We start from the raw sequence: 18,356 nt of genomic DNA, 5'->3' as shown, positions 1-18,356 counted from the left end.
AAAGTAATCAAATAAATGATTCGTAAAGGAACTTACGTAGATATCGATAAAATTTTAGAGACTACGAACTTGTGCGCTGCACATTTAATTGAAAAAAATATTTTTCAATGGAATGAACACTACCCTAATAAAGAAGTCTTTTTTGAAGATCTAAAACGCAAAGAATTGTTTGTATTGGAACAACATACTAATTTAATTGGTTGCATTACAATATCAACATTTATGGATCCGTTTTACGAACCATTAACATGGCTTACAACTAATAAAAACAATTTATACATTCATCGTTTAGCCATACATCCTAACTATCAAGGACATGGTTATGCTCAAAAACTTATGAGTTTTGCAGAAGCTTATGCGAGAAAAAATAATTTCACCTCTATTCGATTAGACACATTTTCGCAAAACACAAGAAATCTAACATTTTACGAGCAAAGAGGCTATACACGTTTAGATGGTATTTGTTTTCCGAAGCAAAGTGAATATCCTTTTTATTGTTACGAACTTATTATATGAGTATAAATATCAGTTTAAAACATATAAATAAATTAGCTATTCCAGCTCTAATTGCTGGCATATCTGAACCTATCTTATCTATTACAGATACGGCTATCGTTGGGAATATTAATGTAAATGCCACCGAATCTTTAGCTGCTGTTGGAATTGTTGGAGCCTTCATTTCCATGCTTATTTGGGTTTTAGGGCAAACACGAAGTGCTATTTCATCTATAGTTTCTCAATATGTAGGTGCCAATAAACTAGAAAAGATAAAAAACTTACCTGCTCAAGCTATTTTTATAATTACGTCGTTAAGTATTCTAATTATTCTATTCACCTATCCCTTCGCTGAAACTATTTTTAAACTTTATAATGCCTCCAATTTAATTTTAGAATATAGTGTAGATTATTACAAAATACGTGTTTTTGGCTTTCCTTTTACCTTATTTACAATAGCCGTTTTTGGAACGTTTAGAGGTTTGCAAAATACTTATTACCCCATGGTTATTGCAATTATTGGAGCCTTAACAAATATTATTTTAGACTATATTCTGGTATTTGGCATTCAAAATTATATTCCAGCCATGAATATAAAAGGCGCTGCTTATGCAAGTCTTGCTGCACAATGTTTAATGGCATTATTATCGGCCTATTATTTACTTAAAAAAACAAGTATCCCTTTAAAATTAAGTTTCCCTTTAAATAAAGAAATTAACAGGTTCATTATCATGATTCTCAACTTGTTTATTAGAACAATAGCATTAAACACAACACTTTATTTTGCTACGCGTTTTGCTACAGGTTATGGCGCTGCATATATTGCAGCCTATACCATATCTATAAATTTATGGTTTTTTTGTGCCTTCTTTATTGACGGTTATGCTAGTGCTGGCAATATTTTATCTGGAAAATTATTGGGTGCTAAAACCTATAGCTCCCTTCTTAAATTAAGTAATAAATTAATGAAATACGGCATTATTATCGGTATTTCTTTAGCCATAATGGGAGCTATTTTCTATTTTCCTTTAGGACAACTTTTTTCTAAAGACCCCGAAGTTTTAAACCTTTTTTATGATTCATTTTGGATAATTCTTATCATGCAACCTTTATGTGCGATAGCATTTATTTTTGATGGCATTTTTAAAGGATTAGGTGAAATGAAGCACTTAAGAAATGTATTAATGTTTTCCACATTTATAGTTTTTATACCGATTCTTTTTTGGTTAGATAGTTTAGGATATAAACTTCACGGTATTTTTATCGCACTTACATTCTGGATTATTGCAAGAGGTATTCCCTTAATTGTGAAATTTAGAAAAACATTTACGAAGCTTTCAGAAAACGACTAACTTTGTAATAAAATAACAAGTTTTTAATATGCAGCTTTTTTTTGCTTTATTACAAGATATCAATATTAAAGAAAAAATACAAAAGGCACCTAATAACGAATATGAAATAGGTGTTTTTATTGGCTCAATCCTGCCTTTTGTTGTTCTTGTTTTACTAGCTTATTTTATTTACAGATACAATAAAAACAGAATTAATAAAGAATAATATGGATATTTTAAGTTTTATAAGTGGCAGAGGTTTATTTTTAATTTTAGGTATTGCTTTAATAATTGTTTATTATATAAACCGAAGAAAAAGACGCTAATTAACGTGTTTTTAACCAACCTGTTATGCTTAATCGTTGGGTGTTTACAGGTTTTACTTCGTGTTCAATTATTTGACTTTCAAAAATAACCACACGCCCAGGAAATGGATAGATAACTTTTTCTATTTCTTCGCCATCTTCATTTAAATAAAGCACTAATTCGCCACCATTTTCTGGCAACCAGCCATCTTCGTTCAAATAACATACTACCGATAATTTACGTCTATCATCATTTTGAAAGGTATCAATATGCCTTTTATAAAACGTGTTTTTAGGGTAAATGGCATAATGAAATTCTTTTTGTAAAATACCTAAAAAACAAGTTCTGTTCAAGTAACTAACCAAATCGTTTACTTTATTAAAAAACAACATTTCGGTAGCATCTGCTTTGGTTTCGTCCATCCACAAAATAACATCACCTCTTACAGATTTTATAATAGTTTCATTGACTCTATTACCAATGGCTGCCTTTTTAAAAGCATCTTCTTCATACTTTTCTATAAGCGATTGTCTTAAAATATTAACTTCTTCATCGGTGAAAAAGTTTTCAATAATACTAAATTGCTGAATTCCTATATCCGAAATTATTTGTTCGTAAAGTGGATTTTCAACAAAATCAATAGCCTCAAAAAGATGACTCATACCTACTTGCTTTCATGGGTTTTCATTAAAAAAAAGCCAATTATTGGCCAAATGTAATCTAAAAACGAATTGCTTTTACAAAACCACTATATTTGCACTTTAAATGTATCCCTAATGAGTTTTATTCGCATCACAAAACAATTTTCTTTCGAAACCGGTCATGCCCTTTACGGGTACGATGGCAAATGCAAAAACGTACACGGTCACAGCTATAAACTTTCGGTTACGGTTATTGGGAAACCTATTTCCGATATTAAAAACGTAAAGTATGGTATGGTGATAGATTTTGGCGATTTAAAAAAAATAGTGAAGGAAGATATTGTAAATGTTTTCGACCATGCCACGGTTTTCAATAAAAACACACCGCATGTTGAACTTGCTAAAGAACTTGAAAATAGAGGTCATAATGTTTTGCTTGTTGATTATCAGCCAACTAGCGAGATGATGGTTATCGATTTTGCAAAAAAGATAAAACGTCGCTTGCCAGAAAACATCGAGTTGCATTCCTTAAAACTTCAAGAAACCGACAGTTCGTTTGCAGAATGGTATGCTTACGATAATATTTAGGGCATTAATTTTATCCTGAAACCTATGTCGTGCTTTCCGTAGCATGTCCTCGCTTGTGAGTGGCAGTGGGCTTTCCACTTCAAATAATGTGGAACATTCACGGTTTCAATATTAAAGTAAAGTATACGAGTAATCCTAACGCAGACTTTAGCAAATAAAAAAAGTAAAACTATGTGGTCATTTTTATCAAAATTGTTTAAAAAGAAACCTCAAAGCGATTATCAAGACCCAATGAAAAAGTATTTAATAGTAGGCTTAGGAAATATTGGCGCAGAATATGCCAACACCCGCCATAATATAGGATTCAAAATATTGGACCATTTTGCAAATAAAGAAAGCATAACCTTTGAAACCCAAAAACTAGGCGATGTTGCTAGCTATAAACTAAAAGGTAGAACCTTCATTTTTTTAAAACCAAGCACCTACATGAATTTAAGCGGTAAAGCCATTGTGTATTGGTTAACAAAAGAAAACATTCCGTTAGAAAATTTATTGGTAATAACAGATGATTTAAATCTGTCCTTCGGAAGCATCCGCGTAAAAACAAAAGGAAGCGATGGTGGGCACAATGGGTTAAAAGATACACAAGCAAAACTAAATACCACAAACTATAATCGCTTTCGATTTGGTATAAGTGACGCTTTCAACAAAGGGCAACAGGTTGATTACGTTTTAGGAGAATGGACCGATGAAGAAAATGAAAAACTAAAAGAACGTTTAGATAAATCTGTCGAGATTATTAAATCTTTTGGGTTGGCAGGTATCAATATTACCATGAATACTTTTAACAGAAAGTAAATTGAGAGGATGAGCGCTCCCGAAAGCCAGCGGGATGAAACTAAATTTTACTCAATAACAATTTTCTTTGTTGATTTTCTAACACCGTCACTTACAATTAATAAATACATGCCAGATTGCACTTTGTTTAATTGTATTTCCTGACGAAAATCGCCCACATTAGGAAACTCTTTTTCAAAAATATATCTTCCTCTCATATCAAAAACGGACACATTAATAGCGCGTTCCAACGAACCATTTAATTGAATGCTAAAGGTGCCTGTATTAGGATTTGGAAAGACTATAAAATTTTCAAAACCAAATTCTTCAATAGCTAGTGTAGGCACAATATTTAATGTGTAATCTTCAACTTCACCATCAAAACCGTTTTCGCATGCTGTAGGTTGCCCATTACTTTTAAATTTTGTAGAAACACGCATAGTTGTATTCCCTAAAAGCGCCGTAACTGGTACTGTAATAGAAAAAGGCGAATTTCCTGTTTGTCCATCGTCAGAATTAGTTGTGTCACCTAAAACGTATTCTTCACCTGCATCATTAAAACTACAGTTTTGGTTCCAATCTATCCACACTTTTGTTGCTGTTGTATAATCACCATCGGTATTTGCATTTACGACTAAGTTATAAGCACTATCCCGATTAATATCAGTAGAAATATTAGTATAACTCTTGTATCCTGATGTTTTTCCAGAAGTATTATTAATAGTGTTGAATTGTACCAAAGTAGTACTTGTTTTGTATTGATTATTAGCAACAGACTTGCATACACCATTGTAAAAAGGAAAATCTATATCTTTATTTTTGGTTATAGTGGTTGCTGTTCCTGTTAAGGTTATTGGATAATCATCTAAAGAAACGCCTCCTAAATTACTAATAGTCATGGTAACGCTTCCTGAAGCACTTAAACTGGCAGGAGAAAAAGTGACCGTAGAACTTCCTGGGTTTCCAGAAGCACTAAACACCGTGTTTTCAGAAAAACCATTAGCTGTTACATAATTAAAGTGAAAAGTTGCTGTAGTTTCAGCACAAGCAATAGGGTCTAAGGTTTCGTCAACCATAAAAAAGTCTTGTTCTGGAGAAATTGAGAAATCAAAATCTGACACATCATAAAAAATATTATCCGCCGCTTCCACCAATAATCTTGCGGTGCTTGTATTTGTAATGGATGGAACTGTATAAATATAAGTGCCGCTGTTAGGTGCATTTGAAGCAACGGTAATAGGGAATGTTAAACCACCATCTATTGATAATTTAATAGTTACGTTTTGGCAATTAATAGAGGCATTTGCGGTTTGCCCAACTTCCCAATTAATAGTAACGTTACTTCCCTGAGCCCAAGATATAGGGTTAGAAACAGTAAATGGTGTTACATCTTCAACCGTAATTTTCATGGTATCGAAACTGCTTTGGGCTCCGCTTGGGTTTAAAGGGTTTCTGTCTCTAACGGTTAATGCCCAATTTAAGGTACGCCCAACGCTTGAAACCGTTTCCCAATCGCTACCTAAAGTAGGTTCTGTTTGTATTATATTACCCGCAATGACACTACTAAATTTTGGAATGTATCTATTCGGCTCACTTGAAGGAGGTAAAGACCTATTGGTGGACCCCGAAGTTAAGTCAGAACCAAAATTTAAATAATTTACCAAACCGCTATCCATTTGCTCCCAACAGTATGTTAAGTTGTCGCCACCGTCTGCATCGGTTGCAGAACCTTTTAAAATATAAGCGGTTCCTGCTGGGATATTATAATCTGCCCCTGCATTGGCTATGGGCGGATTATTGGTTATATCTTCTTTAGTTTGACAACTTTTAGTGCTTAACGTGTTTAAAATTTGTTTAATGCTATGATAGTGAAAATAGGGGTCGCTATTTAAAGCAACATCGTCAAGTCCAGTAATTCCAGCATATGCCATGATAGTGGTTCCACTTCCAGGTTCGGAGTTTACATTTGTATTTTCAATATCGAAAGCAAAAGTGTGGTTGGCTCCCATTTGGTGTCCTATTTCATGAATTACAAAATCAAGATCAAACGTGTCGCCTTCTGGAACACCATTAGATGGCGAAGTAAAAGCACTGCCCTTATTTCGATCATTATTACTGGCGGAATCGTCATCACAAACACATCCTATACATCCTGAATTTCCACCACCTCCGGTAGCACCAAATAAGTGACCAATATCGTAAGCGGCATTTCCAATGGTATTAGTTAGGTTGTTTTGAAGCTGAATACTCCAACCATTAAGATTATTTATATCCCTATTTACATCTTCATCTGCACCAATATTGGCATCCGAATAGGGATCTGTTGAGGCATTTGTGTAAATTAATTGCGTCGCATCAATAAGTTCAAAAGTAACCGCCATATCGGTTTCAAATATGTCGTTAACTCTGCTTAACGTAGCATTTATGGCAGCCAAAGCATCGGCAACAGCATCGCCATTTAAATCGTTACCATCGTTATGATATGCGGTATATTCGGCAGTTGTAGAAATAGCTATTCTAAACTTTTGGAGTTTTTGGTTGTTTGCACCACCTTCATCTAGTGTTGTTTTGGAAGTGCTGCTACTTTTATTGAATGTTTTAGCTACTTCATCAAGTGTGCTACATTTAAATCGATCTTTTATAAACTCTTTAGAGCTTTTGTCATATAACACATATTCATTAGAGCCTTTCGAGGTTGGTTGCATAAAAACCATAGAATTATCAGTATAAGAAATCATGGTTTGAACACCTTGCGGCGAAACGCTCATGCGCAGTCTCGTGCCAGAATTATTAGTACTCACGCCAACATACGATTTTATATTCGGATATTTTGCTGCTAATTCGGGTGAAAACACAGAGGCTTCATAAACTTGAAACGTTTCTAATTCACCTGCATCACCAGGAATAGAAACGGTTGTTGTTTTTTGTTTTGCTTTTGAACTTCGTGAAATGGTACCAAACAACGATTCTTTTAAAGATCTGGTATTAAGTTCAAATACGTGAACTTTTTTTTTATCTAAATTTAATTTTGAAATTATTTTAGAATCTTTAAGAGTTTCACTTTTTTTCCAAGAAGAATTTTGAGCAGATGCCGAAAAGATAACTAAAAGCATTGCTATTGATAAAACATAATGTAGTTTTGCTTTCATAAAAAATATTTGGGGCTGGTTTTAATAAACACAAGTAACAAAATTACCTATTTTTAACCAAATTAGCAATTAACTGCTTGTTATGAGCAAAATAAAAAATATAAACGCATACAAATCTATAGAACCAACTATAGTTACTATAGGTACTTTTGATGGCGTACACGTGGGACATCAAAAAATAGTGAAGCGTTTAATTAATATAGGCACTCAAACTCATTTAAAATCGGTTATTCTTACTTTTTTTCCACATCCACGTATGGTGTTACAAAAGGATTCTAGTATAAAATTAATAAATACCTTAAACGAACGTGGTACTATTTTAGACGCCTTAGGTCTGGATTACTTACTTGTTAAAAAATTCACCAAAACCTTTTCACGCTTATCGGCGGACGATTTTGTGAAAAAGATTTTAGTTGAAAAGCTAAATGCTAAAAAAGTAATTATTGGTTACGACCATCGGTTTGGACGAAACAGAAATGCTGATATTAACGATTTGAAAAAATTTGGAGATCAATACGGTTTTGAAGTTGAAGAAATTTCAGTCCAAGACATTAATGATGTTGCCGTAAGTTCTACTAAAATTAGACAAGCTTTAGAAGAAGGCGATATTGAAAAAGCCAATGCCTTTTTAGGTTATCCGTTTATGTTAACCGGAAAAGTGGTTAAAGGCAAAGCTTTAGGTAGACAAATTGATTACCCAACCGCCAACATACAAATAGCCGAAGATTATAAATTAATACCAAAACATGGTTCTTATATTGTTAGTTCGTTGATTAATGAAGAATTGGTTTACGGTATGATGAATATTGGTTTTAACCCAACCGTTGATGGGGAAGAAGAAACCATTGAGGTACACTATTTCAATTTCAACAAAAATATTTATAATAAAACCATTCAAATAGATTTGTTGCATAGACTTCGCGACGAGAAAAAGTTCGAATCGGTCGATGCTTTAAAAGATCAATTATTAAAAGACAAAGAAGTGTCTCTTAGCTTTATAAAATCACATTTTAATTAACATTGATTTTACTTTCAAAAGAAGTCCAATTATAGTCGCAATTCATTAAATTTGTCGCTTAAATTTTCAAGACATGTTACAAGTCCCTTTTATTAGAGAAAACAAAGATTTAGTTATAACCCGATTAGCAATACGAAATATAGATGCTACTGAAATGATAAATGATGTTATTTCGTTAGATGAAGACCGTCGTCGTATTCAAACCGAGTTGGATAATACCTTGGCAGAATCGAACGCACTTTCAAAAGAAATAGGCAATTTATTTAAATCTGGTGAAGCACAAAAAGCAAATCTTTTAAAAGAAAAAACAAGTCAATTAAAAGAAACTTCGAAAGATTTAAATGATGCTTTGAACGAAAAAGCGGAAGCCTTAAATCAACTGTTATATAAAATTCCTAATGTACCAAATGAAATTGTTCCAGTTGGAAAATTAGACACCGATAATGTTGAGGTTTTTAAAGAAGGCGCTATACCTGTATTGCATGAAGGTGCATTGCCGCATTGGGAATTAGCAAAAAAATACGATATTATCGATTTTGAATTAGGAAACAAAATTACGGGGGCAGGCTTTCCGGTTTACAAAGGAAAAGGTGCTAGATTACAACGTGCATTAATCGCTTATTTTTTGGATAAAAACACAGCGGCGGGTTACACAGAATACCAATTACCACATTTGGTAAACGAAGCATCTGGTTTTGGTACGGGGCAATTGCCAGATAAAGAAGGGCAGATGTACCATGTAACCGAAGATAATTTATATTTAATTCCTACAGCCGAAGTACCAGGAACTAACATTTTTAGAGATGTGGTTTTGAATGAAAGTGAGCTACCTATTGGCATCACAGGGTACACACCATGTTTCCGTCGTGAAGCAGGAAGCTACGGTGCGCATGTACGTGGATTAAATCGTTTACACCAATTTGATAAAGTGGAAATTATTCGTGTAGAGCATCCATCAAAATCTTATGAAGCTTTAGATGGTATGATTGACCACGTAAAAGGCATTTTACAGGAATTAAAATTACCTTATCGAATTTTAAGATTATGTGGTGGCGATACTTCTTTTGCGTCGGCCTTAACTTACGATTTTGAAGTGTTTTCTACCGCACAAGACCGTTGGTTAGAAATTTCATCGGTTTCAAACTTTGAAACCTTTCAAGCAAATCGTTTAAAATTACGTTTTAAAAATAGCGAAGGTAAAAACGAATTAGCACATACCTTAAACGGAAGCTCTTTGGCTTTACCACGTGTTTTAGCTGGTATTTTGGAAAACTATCAAACTAAAGATGGTATTGTAATTCCAGAAGTTTTACAAGCTTATACTGGTTTTAAAATTATAGATTAGTTTTTTAGAATTTTTTTACACGAATTTCACCAATTTATATGAATTAAATTTCGTGTAGATTGGTGAAATTCGTGTTTTATATGTAAAGCGTTATAAATCAAAATTTTGAATAAAAAGCTTACATTTAATGAGTCTAAGTTTAAAAAAACCGACCAACCGTAAAATATTAACGTTTTTTAACGATTTTACTTTGTTTTCTTTTGCGTTTTTAAAAATATTTTAGAAGTTAGAGGCACCAAATCTATTAAACCTACTTGCCATGAAAAATATTAAACGCTTCGTGATTTTAATTGCACTTGTTTTTTTTACCAGCATGGTGTTCTTTTCAGATTTTCATATTTCTAAACCTGAAAACAATACTACTTCAATTGTAAGTAAATAAGGGATTTCATTCTTTATATTAAGATTGTCCCCAATCAGTATTACATCGTTTTTTATATTAACGGTAGTTAATGGAACATTTATTTTGGTTGGTTAGTGCCCGAATTTTTATTCGGGCATTTTTTTATAATTATATTAGCAAAAGCAACACAGCGTATTTGCTATCTTTACCCTATAAACCATCCATAACTAAATTTTCGATACATAATGGAATGTATCTATGGATATCTCCCGATAGCTATCGGGATGACCAATAAAAACAATAGATAAAAACACATGAAAATTCTATTTATTTTATGCTTTCTATTTTGTACCAATGTGTATTCACAAGACGATGAAATGTTGGCTAGAGAATATTATAAAAATGGGGATTTTGAAAAGGCATTGTTTGAATATAAAAAATTATATGCCCAATATCCAAATTATAATTACGTATTTCCTTTAGTAAGTTCATATCAAGAATTGGAGCAATATGATGAAGCACAATCATTTTTAATAGAAACAATTCAACGTTTTAAATCTCCAGCTTTTATGGTAGAATTAGGCTATAATTATCAGTTAAAAAACGATCAGGAAAATGCCTCTTTAAACTATAACAAAGCCCTAGAGAGTATTAATGCAAATCCTATAAATGTTAATTCTATTGTTAGAAGCTTTCAAAGTCATTCACTTATAAATGAAGCGGTGTTGGCTTATGAAAAAGCGATGGTTTTAAAGCCAGAATATAATTATAATCTGCAATTGGCTCAGTTATATGGCGAACAGGGAAACATAGAAAAAATGTTTACGAGTTATATAGATTTTGCCAAATCAAATCCCAATTCTTTAGGGAATATTAAACGTGCCATTAGTGATTTTACAAGTGAAGACAGTGAAAATGAAAACAATATAATATTCAGGAAAATTCTGCTAAAAAAAGCACAACAAGAACCAGATGTTTTTTGGAATGAATGGTTAAGTTGGTTGTTTATTCAGCAAAACGATTTTAAAAAAGCATTTGCCCAAGAGAAAGCTATTTTTAATAGATACCCCGAAAGTTTATATAGAATAGAGGAATTGGCAGGCATCGCATTGAGTAAAAACGAACCAGAAACTGCCAAAGAAATTTATACTTATATTACAGCAACGGCACAAGATTTAGATATTTTATTAGAAGCACATTATAATTTAATTCAATTAGAAACGAAACAAAATACAAAAGAAAACTACGATGCTATTGATGCAAATTACCAAGAGCTGTTTAATAAATTTGGTACATTTTCGCAAACATTACAGCTTCAAATAGCGTACGCCCACTTTTTAGCATTTTATAAAAATGATACAAAAAGAGCAACAGCATTTTTAGAAAAAACATTGGAACTACCACTTTCCGAAATACAACAAGCCGAAGTAAAATTGGAATTAGGAGACATTTTAGTATTACAAGAAAAGTTTAACGATGCCTTAATTTACTATACACAAATACAACGCAATGTAAAAAACAGCACCATTTCGCAAGAAGCACGTTTTAAAGTAGCCAAAGCAAGTTATTACAAAGGCGATTTTAAATGGGCAGAATCGCAACTTAAAATTTTAAAAGCATCAACATCACAACTTATTGCTAATGATGCCTTGGATTTAAAGCTGCTTATTACCGATAATAAATACGAAGACTCCTTGCAAATTGCCTTAAAAAAATACGCCAAAGCAGATTTATTATCTTTTCAAAATAGAAATGAAGAAGCCATCGCCCTTTTAGAAACCATTTTAAAGGAACATAAAACTGAACCTATCATACCACAAGCTTTATTTAAACTAGCGCAATTATTTGAAGATAAAGCCCAGTTTGAAAAAGCCGAAGCCAATTACAATGCTATTATTACAAATTATGGTGATGGTATTTTGGTGGACGATGCTTATTTTAAGCTCGCAGAACTTTATGAAAACAAATTAAATCAGCCAGAAAAAGCAAAAACCTTATACGAGAAAATTATTTTTAATCATGCCGATAGTATTTATTTTATAGAGGCTAGAAAGAAGTATAGAGCTTTACGTGGGGATGCTATAAATTAGTTTGCAGTCTCGGTTTACAGTCTCATTTTCAACAACTAAACAGCTAAACAACAAACATGATAATATACAACGTAACTTCGAACATAGATGAATCCATTCACGATGAATGGTTAACTTGGATGAAACAAGAACACATTCCACAAGTTTTAGGAACTGGAAAGTTTGAAAAAGCCACATTGGTAAGAGTTTTAGTTGAAGAAGATATGGGTGGCGTTACCTATTCCGTTCAATATAAAACACCATCGCGTGAAGTTTTAGAAGCTTATTATAAAGAAGATGCTCCGAAATTAAGAGGGGAGGCCCTGAGGAAATTTGCCGATAAAGTATTAGCTTTTAGAACCGAACTTGAAATTATCGATGAGTATTCTATAACATTTAATTAATTGTACGTGCTTAATAAAATAACATTGGTCTTTTTTTTAACCCTGTTCAGTTGTTTGCTATCAGGTCAAGAAGTTCAAAACGTACTTTTACTATCAGGCAAAAAAACACATGGTTATGGTTATCATGAATGTAACTCAGATATAACCATTTTAGCAGAATTGTTAAAAAAACAAACAGAAATAAATTTTAACCCTTTAGTTTTTTTAAATGGAGACTGGCCTGATGCAACACAACTAAAATCGGCTAATGCCATCGTCATTATTTGTGATGGTGATGAAAAACATATACTTAATAATAAGGTAGAGGAATTTAATTCATTGCAAAAAACCAAAATAGGGGTTTTATTTCTTCATTATGCTACAGTTCCAGAAGAAAAACTATATCCTTACTTTGAAAAATGGCTTGGAGGATTCTATAATAGGTTTAAAGAACCAAAGACTATTACAAAATTCACACACGTAAAGATTATACCTAATAAAAAACACGCCATAAATAACGGGGTATCTTCGTATAAATTATTTGATGAAATTTATTACGAAATGGATTTAGATTCTACAAGCAAAGTCATTGGAAAAGCCATACAAATTAACAAAACCCCTTTGTTTAATAATGAGCAGGAAGAAACGCGATATTTTAAAGATAAAGCGTATTTATTCAAATCGAACCCTAAAGTTGTTTATTGGAGTTATAAGAGGGAAAGTGGTGGATTAAGTGTGGGCATTACAGCTGGACATATACACTGGAATTTTTGGAATGAAAAAAATATTAGAAAGCAACTACTTAATTCTGTTGCTTGGATCGCCACAGGAAAGGTTCCTAAAAAAGGCTTAAATCCATTTGAAGTTACTAATGCATTATTACTTAATAACCACTCAAAGCTTGAAGACTACTAAAAAAGGTAATTTTGTATACCTTTAAACCTTTGTTTCTTTGCACCTTTGCGCCTTTGTGAGAAATCTTTTTTTATATTCATATATTTGTGGCAACTCCCATTAACTAAAACCCAAAACGAAATGACCGTTAAAGCAAAAAAGCATTTAGGACAACATTTTTTAAATGATGAAACTATTGCGCAAAAAATTGCCGATACTCTTACATTAAAAAATTACAAAACGGTTTTAGAAATTGGTCCGGGCATGGGTGTGCTTACCAAATATTTATTGCAAAAAGAGGTTACTACGCATGTTATTGAAATTGATACCGAATCGGTAGAATATTTACAAGCCAACTATTTAAACCTAGCGCCAAGAATTATTGAAAAAGATTTTTTAAAATACGATTTAAACCTTGTTTTTAAAGGAGAACCTTTTGCTATTATTGGCAATTTTCCTTATAATATTTCTACTCAAATCGTTTTTAAAACTTTGGAAATGCGGGACCAAATTCCCGAGTTTTCGGGAATGTTCCAAAAGGAAGTTGCCGAACGTATTTGCTCCAAAGAAGGCAGTAAAGTGTATGGCATTTTATCCGTTTTAGCTCAGGCTTATTATGATGCCGAATATTTATTTACCGTGCCTCCTTCGGTATTCAATCCGCCACCAAAAGTAGAGTCGGGTGTATTGCGTTTAACCAGAAAAGCAGATTATTCATTACCATGCGACGATGCACTATTCTTCAAAGTTGTAAAAACAGCTTTTCAGCAACGAAGAAAAACACTTCGTAACAGTTTAAAAACATTCAATTTAAGCGATAATTTGAGAGAAGATAGTATCTTTGACAAACGTCCGGAACAATTAAACGTACAGCAGTTTATTCAGCTAACAAAATTAATTGAAAACGACCAATAAACATCGCACACTTTGTCTGAAGAAATAGAAAACATACAATTTGAACTAACCGATGAATTAATCAGTCAGGTTGAACGTCTTATTGAAGCACGGGATAACAAAGCGCTTCAAAAACTTTTAAAAGACTTTCACCACGCCGATATTGCCGAAATTCTAGATGAATTAGATTTAGATGAGGCTATCTATATCATCAAACTCTTAGATTCAGAGACTACTGCCGATATCTTAATGGAGCTCGATGAAGATAATCGAGAAAAAGTATTAAGAAACTTATCTTCAAAAGAAATCGCAGACGAAATTGGCGAGTTAGATACCGATGATGCTGCCGATATCATTTCAGAATTACCAGAAGACAGAAAACGCGAAGTTATTTCGCATATTGAAGATAAAGAACATCAGGCTGAAATTGAAGAATTACTAGCTTATCATGAAGATACTGCGGGTGGACTTATGGCAAAAGAACTAGTTAAGGTGTATGAAACCTGGACTGTTGCAGGGTGTTTGCGCCGTATTCGAGGACAAGCCAAAGAAGTAACCCGTGTGCATTCCATTTATGTGGTCGATAAAAAAAATAAATTAGTCGGCCGCCTATCATTAAAAGATCTTATTGTTGCAAAAAGCGACCAAAAAATAGCCGAAATATCCAACTCTAGTGTTGATTCTGTAAACGTACACGACGATGCCGAAGATGTTGCCAGAATCATGCAGAAATACGATTTGGAAGCCATTCCAGTAGTAGATGACAATCAAATACTTTTAGGTAGAATTACCATTGACGACATTGTGGACGTCATGAAAGAAGAGGCGGAAAAAGATTACCAATTGGCCGCAGGTATCACCGCCGATGTAGAGGCCGATGATAGCATTTGGGAACTCACCAAAGCGCGTTTACCATGGTTATTAATAGGTATGTTTGGAGGTATTGGAGCCGCAAGTATCATTAACGGATTTAGCGATGCCATGTTAAAATTTCCGGCATTGTTAATGTTCATTCCGCTTATTCAAGCAACCGCAGGAAACGTAGGTGTACAATCATCAGCCATCGTAGTACAAGGTTTGGCAAACGATTCCATTGATGGAAATGTTTTAAGCAGACTTTTTAAAGAGTTTTTGTTGGGTTTAGTAAACGGTCTCGCCATTGCATGCATCGTTTTACTCATCAGTCATTTTGTATTCCAAACCACCTATTTAGAATCTTTAACCATATGCGTCGCCCTAATTTCAGTCATCATTATGGCAGCATTAATAGGTACCTTCATCCCCATATTTTTAGATAAACGCGGTATCGATGCCGCCGTTGCTACAGGGCCATTCATTACCACCAGTAACGATGTGTTTGGTATTTTAATGTACTTTTTAATAGCCAAACTTATTCTAGGTTTTTAAATAATTTGGGCGTTACCCCATCGGGTCGCGCCTTCGGCTTAATCTTTTTTTTGTCATTCCTGTGAAGGCAGGAAGCCACTATCTAAATTTTAGTTTATACCGAAGGTCATTTCAGCCATAAAGAAAAACAAAAGGATACCGCTTCAAATGTGAAAAATTCACGAATTCATTAATTTAAAATATAAACCAATGCGTAATTCCTAAAGCAGCCATCCTCTAAGTTCAGTATTTATAAATTAAGGATTTGTAGACCATAAAGCAGCGCTTTTTAACATGGCTCTTCTTGGTAATTTTAATCCAGCAACAATTAATTCAGCAAAATCTTCGGGTTGTAAAACACTATCTTCTGTCCCTTCTTTGGCAATACCTAAGTCAATCGACATATCAGACACAATAGTGCTTGGTGTTAAAGTACAAACTCTAATATTGTTTTTACGCACTTCTTTCATGAGTGATTCCGACATCCCAATAACAGCAAATTTTGAAGCCGAATAGGCCGAAGTCGATGCATTTCCGCTCAACCCTGCGGTAGAAGCCACGTTAATAATATCGCCTTCATTTTGATTTATCAAGTACGGAAGCACCTCTTTAGTCACATAATACATACCCATCACATTGGTTTGAATAATCTGGCTCCATTGGCTCACTTCCATGTCATTAAACGTCCCAAAAGCCGCAATACCTGCATTGTTAACTAAAATATCCACAGAACCCAGCGTTTTTATAATGGTATGAATACCTGTTTTTACTTCTTCATAATTACCAACATCAAAAACGGCATAGGTAGCTTTAATTCCAAAAGCCTTTAATTCAGAGACGGTTTCCTTTAAAACGGCTTCGTTTCTACCTGTTATAGCAACATCAATGCCTTCTTTTGCAAAAGCTATGGCAGTTGCCTTTCCTAAACCGCGACTACCACCAGTAATAATGGCTTTTTTATTTTTTAAATGATTCATATTCGTTTTTATTGAAATTATTAGAAATGAGTAGGATTTCGTTTAAATGAAACACACTCGGAAGTAAACAAATTTAGGGGTTTTTTACGATAAGGAGAAAGGATTTAGATATTCTTAACTTTAGAATAAAATGGGGCTTGGTAACCTGACTAATTTAATTTCTAATCAAGTGCATTATTTCAAAGTTTTAAAAGGGTTAAGAATATCAACAGATATTCGAACGGCATTAATCCCTACGCAGAGGCAGGGTTCAATTAAAAATTCAAATATTCAACCTCAAATTTATTATCTAAAAGTGATGCCAAAACTTCGGTCTTTCCGTTAGTAAAAAATTGATAATTTCCTTTTGCTATTTGGGTGTTTAATAAATGGTGTTTTTCTAAAATCACTTTAGTTTGGCGTGCTACAGCTTCACCAGAATCTATAATCTTCACATTGTTTGGAAGTAATTCAACTAATAAAGGCATTAAATAGGGGTAATGTGTGCAACCCAAAACTAAGTAATCGATATTAGCGTCAATCATGGGTTGTAAATAGATTTTCAGCAAATCTTTCATGGCTTCGGTATGCAATTGGCCACTTTCAATAAGTTCTACAATGCCTTCACCAATGCGTTCAATAATGTTAGTGTTGTTGGCGAATAGGTTGGTTGTTTTATGAAATAACTCACTGGATAGTGTTCCTTTTGTAGCCAAAATACCTATAGCTTTAGTTTGTGTGTTAAGCGCCGCAGGTTTTATGGCAGGTTCTATGCCTATGATGGGAATGTTATAAGATTCTCTAAGTACATGAATGGCATTAGTAGTGGCGGTGTTACAAGCTACTACAATAATTTTACAACCTTGGTTAATAAGGTGTTCAACATTTTTAATACTTAAATTAATAATGGTTTCCTTGGTTTTTAAACCATATGGCGCATTGGCGCTATCGGCTAAATAAATGGTGTTTTCATTTGGTAAAAGCAAGTTGATTTCTTTCCAAATAGAAGTGCCACCAACACCAGAATCGAATATGCCAATAGGTTGTTTGCTCATAGGTTAAATACTGATTTTTTGTAACATTGTACGTTATCGAGATGTTTTTATAAATTTAAAATCATTAAGTTCTCGACTGCGCTCGAACGGACATGTAACAAAAATAAAAAAGCTGTCTTGTATAAGACAGCTTTTAGTAATTTTATTTTTTTAATTCCCAATGCTTGCTCATTTATGGAATTTGGATTTTTTGCTCTTTTAAAATTTCATTTAGATATTAGATACCTAATTCTTTTTTAACGTCGTCCAATAAGTTTTTACCATCCGCTAAAATAGTAACACCTTGAGAGGCATCCAATACATAATCAAAACCTTGTGCTCTACCTACTTTTAAAATAGCAGCTTTTGCTTTTTCTGTAATAGGTTGTAACAAATCCAATTCTTTTTTCTGTAAATCTTTTTGAGCATCTGCTTGAAATTGTTGAATACGTTGTTGTTTTTCTTGAATTTCTTGACCTCTTTTTGCGTTCTCATCTTCTGTTTTAGTAGCGGCTTCAGCTTCGTATTGTTTTAATAACGTTTGAAACTCGGTAATAGAACTTTGAATGTCTGTTTGGTAGGTTTTGCTTAAAGTTTCAAGTTGCTTTTGTGCTTCTTTCATCTCTGGCATAGCCGTAATTAATTCTTGCGTATTTATATGAGCAATTTTGCCTTGAGCGTTAGAGAAACTTACTGTTCCAATACATAATGCAGTTGCTAATAATAGGGTTTTAATTTGTTTCATTT

General features: G+C 33.3%; 18 protein-coding genes. 13 read left to right on the top strand and 5 right to left on the bottom strand.

The features are described from left to right. The first annotated feature begins 15 nt into the window (after positions 1 to 15). The 3 genes from EV196_RS12325 to EV196_RS19920 are packed head-to-tail and all read left to right on the top strand — an operon-like array spanning position 16 to position 2,052. Positions 16 to 516, top strand: coding sequence for a GNAT family N-acetyltransferase (locus tag EV196_RS12325; RefSeq protein WP_132218060.1), 501 nt, complete (start codon positions 16 to 18; stop codon positions 514 to 516). Next, complete coding sequence (locus EV196_RS12320) at positions 513 to 1,847, top strand: MATE family efflux transporter (RefSeq protein WP_132218059.1); 1,335 nt, start codon at positions 513 to 515, stop codon at positions 1,845 to 1,847. Before EV196_RS12325 ends, EV196_RS12320 begins: the two co-directional genes overlap by 4 nt. Before the next feature lie 28 nt (positions 1,848 to 1,875). Then, positions 1,876 to 2,052 carry a hypothetical protein gene (locus EV196_RS19920; protein ID WP_165876162.1) on the top strand — a complete coding sequence of 59 codons (177 nt, stop codon included), beginning with the start codon at positions 1,876 to 1,878 and terminating at the stop codon, positions 2,050 to 2,052. 100 nt (positions 2,053 to 2,152) lie between these two features. Here EV196_RS19920 and EV196_RS12315 read toward each other — a convergent pair whose 3' ends face one another. After that, positions 2,153 to 2,794: a 2OG-Fe(II) oxygenase gene (locus EV196_RS12315; protein WP_132218058.1), complete on the bottom strand. Its 642-nt coding sequence runs from the start codon at positions 2,792 to 2,794 to the stop codon at positions 2,153 to 2,155. Between the two features lie 114 nt (positions 2,795 to 2,908). Here EV196_RS12315 and EV196_RS12310 point away from each other — a divergent pair, with 114 nt between their 5' ends. Both EV196_RS12310 and pth read left to right on the top strand, forming a co-directional pair. Then, positions 2,909 to 3,361: a 6-pyruvoyl trahydropterin synthase family protein gene (locus EV196_RS12310; protein ID WP_132218057.1), complete on the top strand. Its 453-nt coding sequence runs from the start codon at positions 2,909 to 2,911 to the stop codon at positions 3,359 to 3,361. A gap of 171 nt (positions 3,362 to 3,532) precedes the next feature. After that, the gene (pth, locus tag EV196_RS12305; protein ID WP_132218056.1) at positions 3,533 to 4,159 is read left to right on the top strand and encodes an aminoacyl-tRNA hydrolase; all 627 of its coding nucleotides are present in this window, start codon (positions 3,533 to 3,535) and stop codon (positions 4,157 to 4,159) included. Positions 4,160 to 4,206: 47 nt separating this feature from the next. Here the strand turns inward: pth and EV196_RS12300 are convergent, their stop codons facing one another. Then, positions 4,207 to 7,287, bottom strand: a complete 3,081-nt coding sequence (locus EV196_RS12300; RefSeq protein WP_132218055.1) for a zinc-dependent metalloprotease — start codon at positions 7,285 to 7,287, stop codon at positions 4,207 to 4,209. Between the two features lie 82 nt (positions 7,288 to 7,369). Here EV196_RS12300 and EV196_RS12295 point away from each other — a divergent pair, with 82 nt between their 5' ends. The 8 genes from EV196_RS12295 to mgtE all read left to right on the top strand — a co-directional run bounded on the left by EV196_RS12295 (position 7,370) and on the right by mgtE (position 15,640). After that, the gene (locus EV196_RS12295) at positions 7,370 to 8,305 is read left to right on the top strand and encodes a bifunctional riboflavin kinase/FAD synthetase (RefSeq protein ID WP_132218054.1); all 936 of its coding nucleotides are present in this window, start codon (positions 7,370 to 7,372) and stop codon (positions 8,303 to 8,305) included. Positions 8,306 to 8,378: 73 nt separating this feature from the next. Continuing rightward, positions 8,379 to 9,650: a serine--tRNA ligase gene (gene serS / locus EV196_RS12290; RefSeq protein ID WP_132218053.1), complete on the top strand. Its 1,272-nt coding sequence runs from the start codon at positions 8,379 to 8,381 to the stop codon at positions 9,648 to 9,650. Positions 9,651 to 9,909: 259 nt separating this feature from the next. Then, on the top strand, positions 9,910 to 10,032 hold the full coding sequence (locus EV196_RS20240) for a hypothetical protein (protein WP_262711340.1): 123 nt from the start codon (positions 9,910 to 9,912) through the stop codon (positions 10,030 to 10,032). Positions 10,033 to 10,307: 275 nt separating this feature from the next. Next, positions 10,308 to 12,083: a tetratricopeptide repeat protein gene (locus EV196_RS12285; RefSeq protein ID WP_132218052.1), complete on the top strand. Its 1,776-nt coding sequence runs from the start codon at positions 10,308 to 10,310 to the stop codon at positions 12,081 to 12,083. A 56-nt stretch (positions 12,084 to 12,139) separates the two neighbouring features. After that, positions 12,140 to 12,466: a DUF4286 family protein gene (locus EV196_RS12280; RefSeq protein WP_132218051.1), complete on the top strand. Its 327-nt coding sequence runs from the start codon at positions 12,140 to 12,142 to the stop codon at positions 12,464 to 12,466. Positions 12,467 to 12,472: 6 nt separating this feature from the next. Next, positions 12,473 to 13,360, top strand: a complete 888-nt coding sequence (locus tag EV196_RS12275; protein ID WP_165876161.1) for a ThuA domain-containing protein — start codon at positions 12,473 to 12,475, stop codon at positions 13,358 to 13,360. A gap of 120 nt (positions 13,361 to 13,480) precedes the next feature. Further along, positions 13,481 to 14,254: a 16S rRNA (adenine(1518)-N(6)/adenine(1519)-N(6))-dimethyltransferase RsmA gene (gene rsmA, locus EV196_RS12270; RefSeq protein WP_132218049.1), complete on the top strand. Its 774-nt coding sequence runs from the start codon at positions 13,481 to 13,483 to the stop codon at positions 14,252 to 14,254. Positions 14,255 to 14,266: 12 nt separating this feature from the next. Continuing rightward, a complete protein-coding gene (mgtE, locus tag EV196_RS12265) occupies positions 14,267 to 15,640 on the top strand; it encodes a magnesium transporter (RefSeq protein ID WP_132218048.1) in 1,374 nt (457 codons plus the stop codon). A gap of 236 nt (positions 15,641 to 15,876) precedes the next feature. Here mgtE and EV196_RS12260 read toward each other — a convergent pair whose 3' ends face one another. From EV196_RS12260 to EV196_RS12250, 3 genes are all read right to left on the bottom strand, one after another. Continuing rightward, positions 15,877 to 16,596 (bottom strand): 3-ketoacyl-ACP reductase, encoded by a 720-nt coding sequence (locus EV196_RS12260; protein ID WP_132218047.1) that lies wholly within the window; start codon positions 16,594 to 16,596, stop codon positions 15,877 to 15,879. Between the two features lie 254 nt (positions 16,597 to 16,850). Continuing rightward, a complete protein-coding gene (gene murI, locus EV196_RS12255) occupies positions 16,851 to 17,630 on the bottom strand; it encodes a glutamate racemase (RefSeq protein ID WP_132218046.1) in 780 nt (259 codons plus the stop codon). 217 nt (positions 17,631 to 17,847) lie between these two features. Then, positions 17,848 to 18,354 (bottom strand): OmpH family outer membrane protein, encoded by a 507-nt coding sequence (locus EV196_RS12250; protein WP_132218045.1) that lies wholly within the window; start codon positions 18,352 to 18,354, stop codon positions 17,848 to 17,850. Between the last annotated feature and the right edge of the window lie 2 nt (positions 18,355 to 18,356).

Origin of the sequence: Mariniflexile fucanivorans, from assembly GCF_004341235.1 — a bacterium.
Lineage (GTDB): Bacteria > Bacteroidota > Bacteroidia > Flavobacteriales > Flavobacteriaceae > Mariniflexile > Mariniflexile fucanivorans.
The sequence above is the reverse complement of the archived record's forward strand: the minus strand, read 5'-3'. Positions and strand labels throughout refer to the sequence as shown.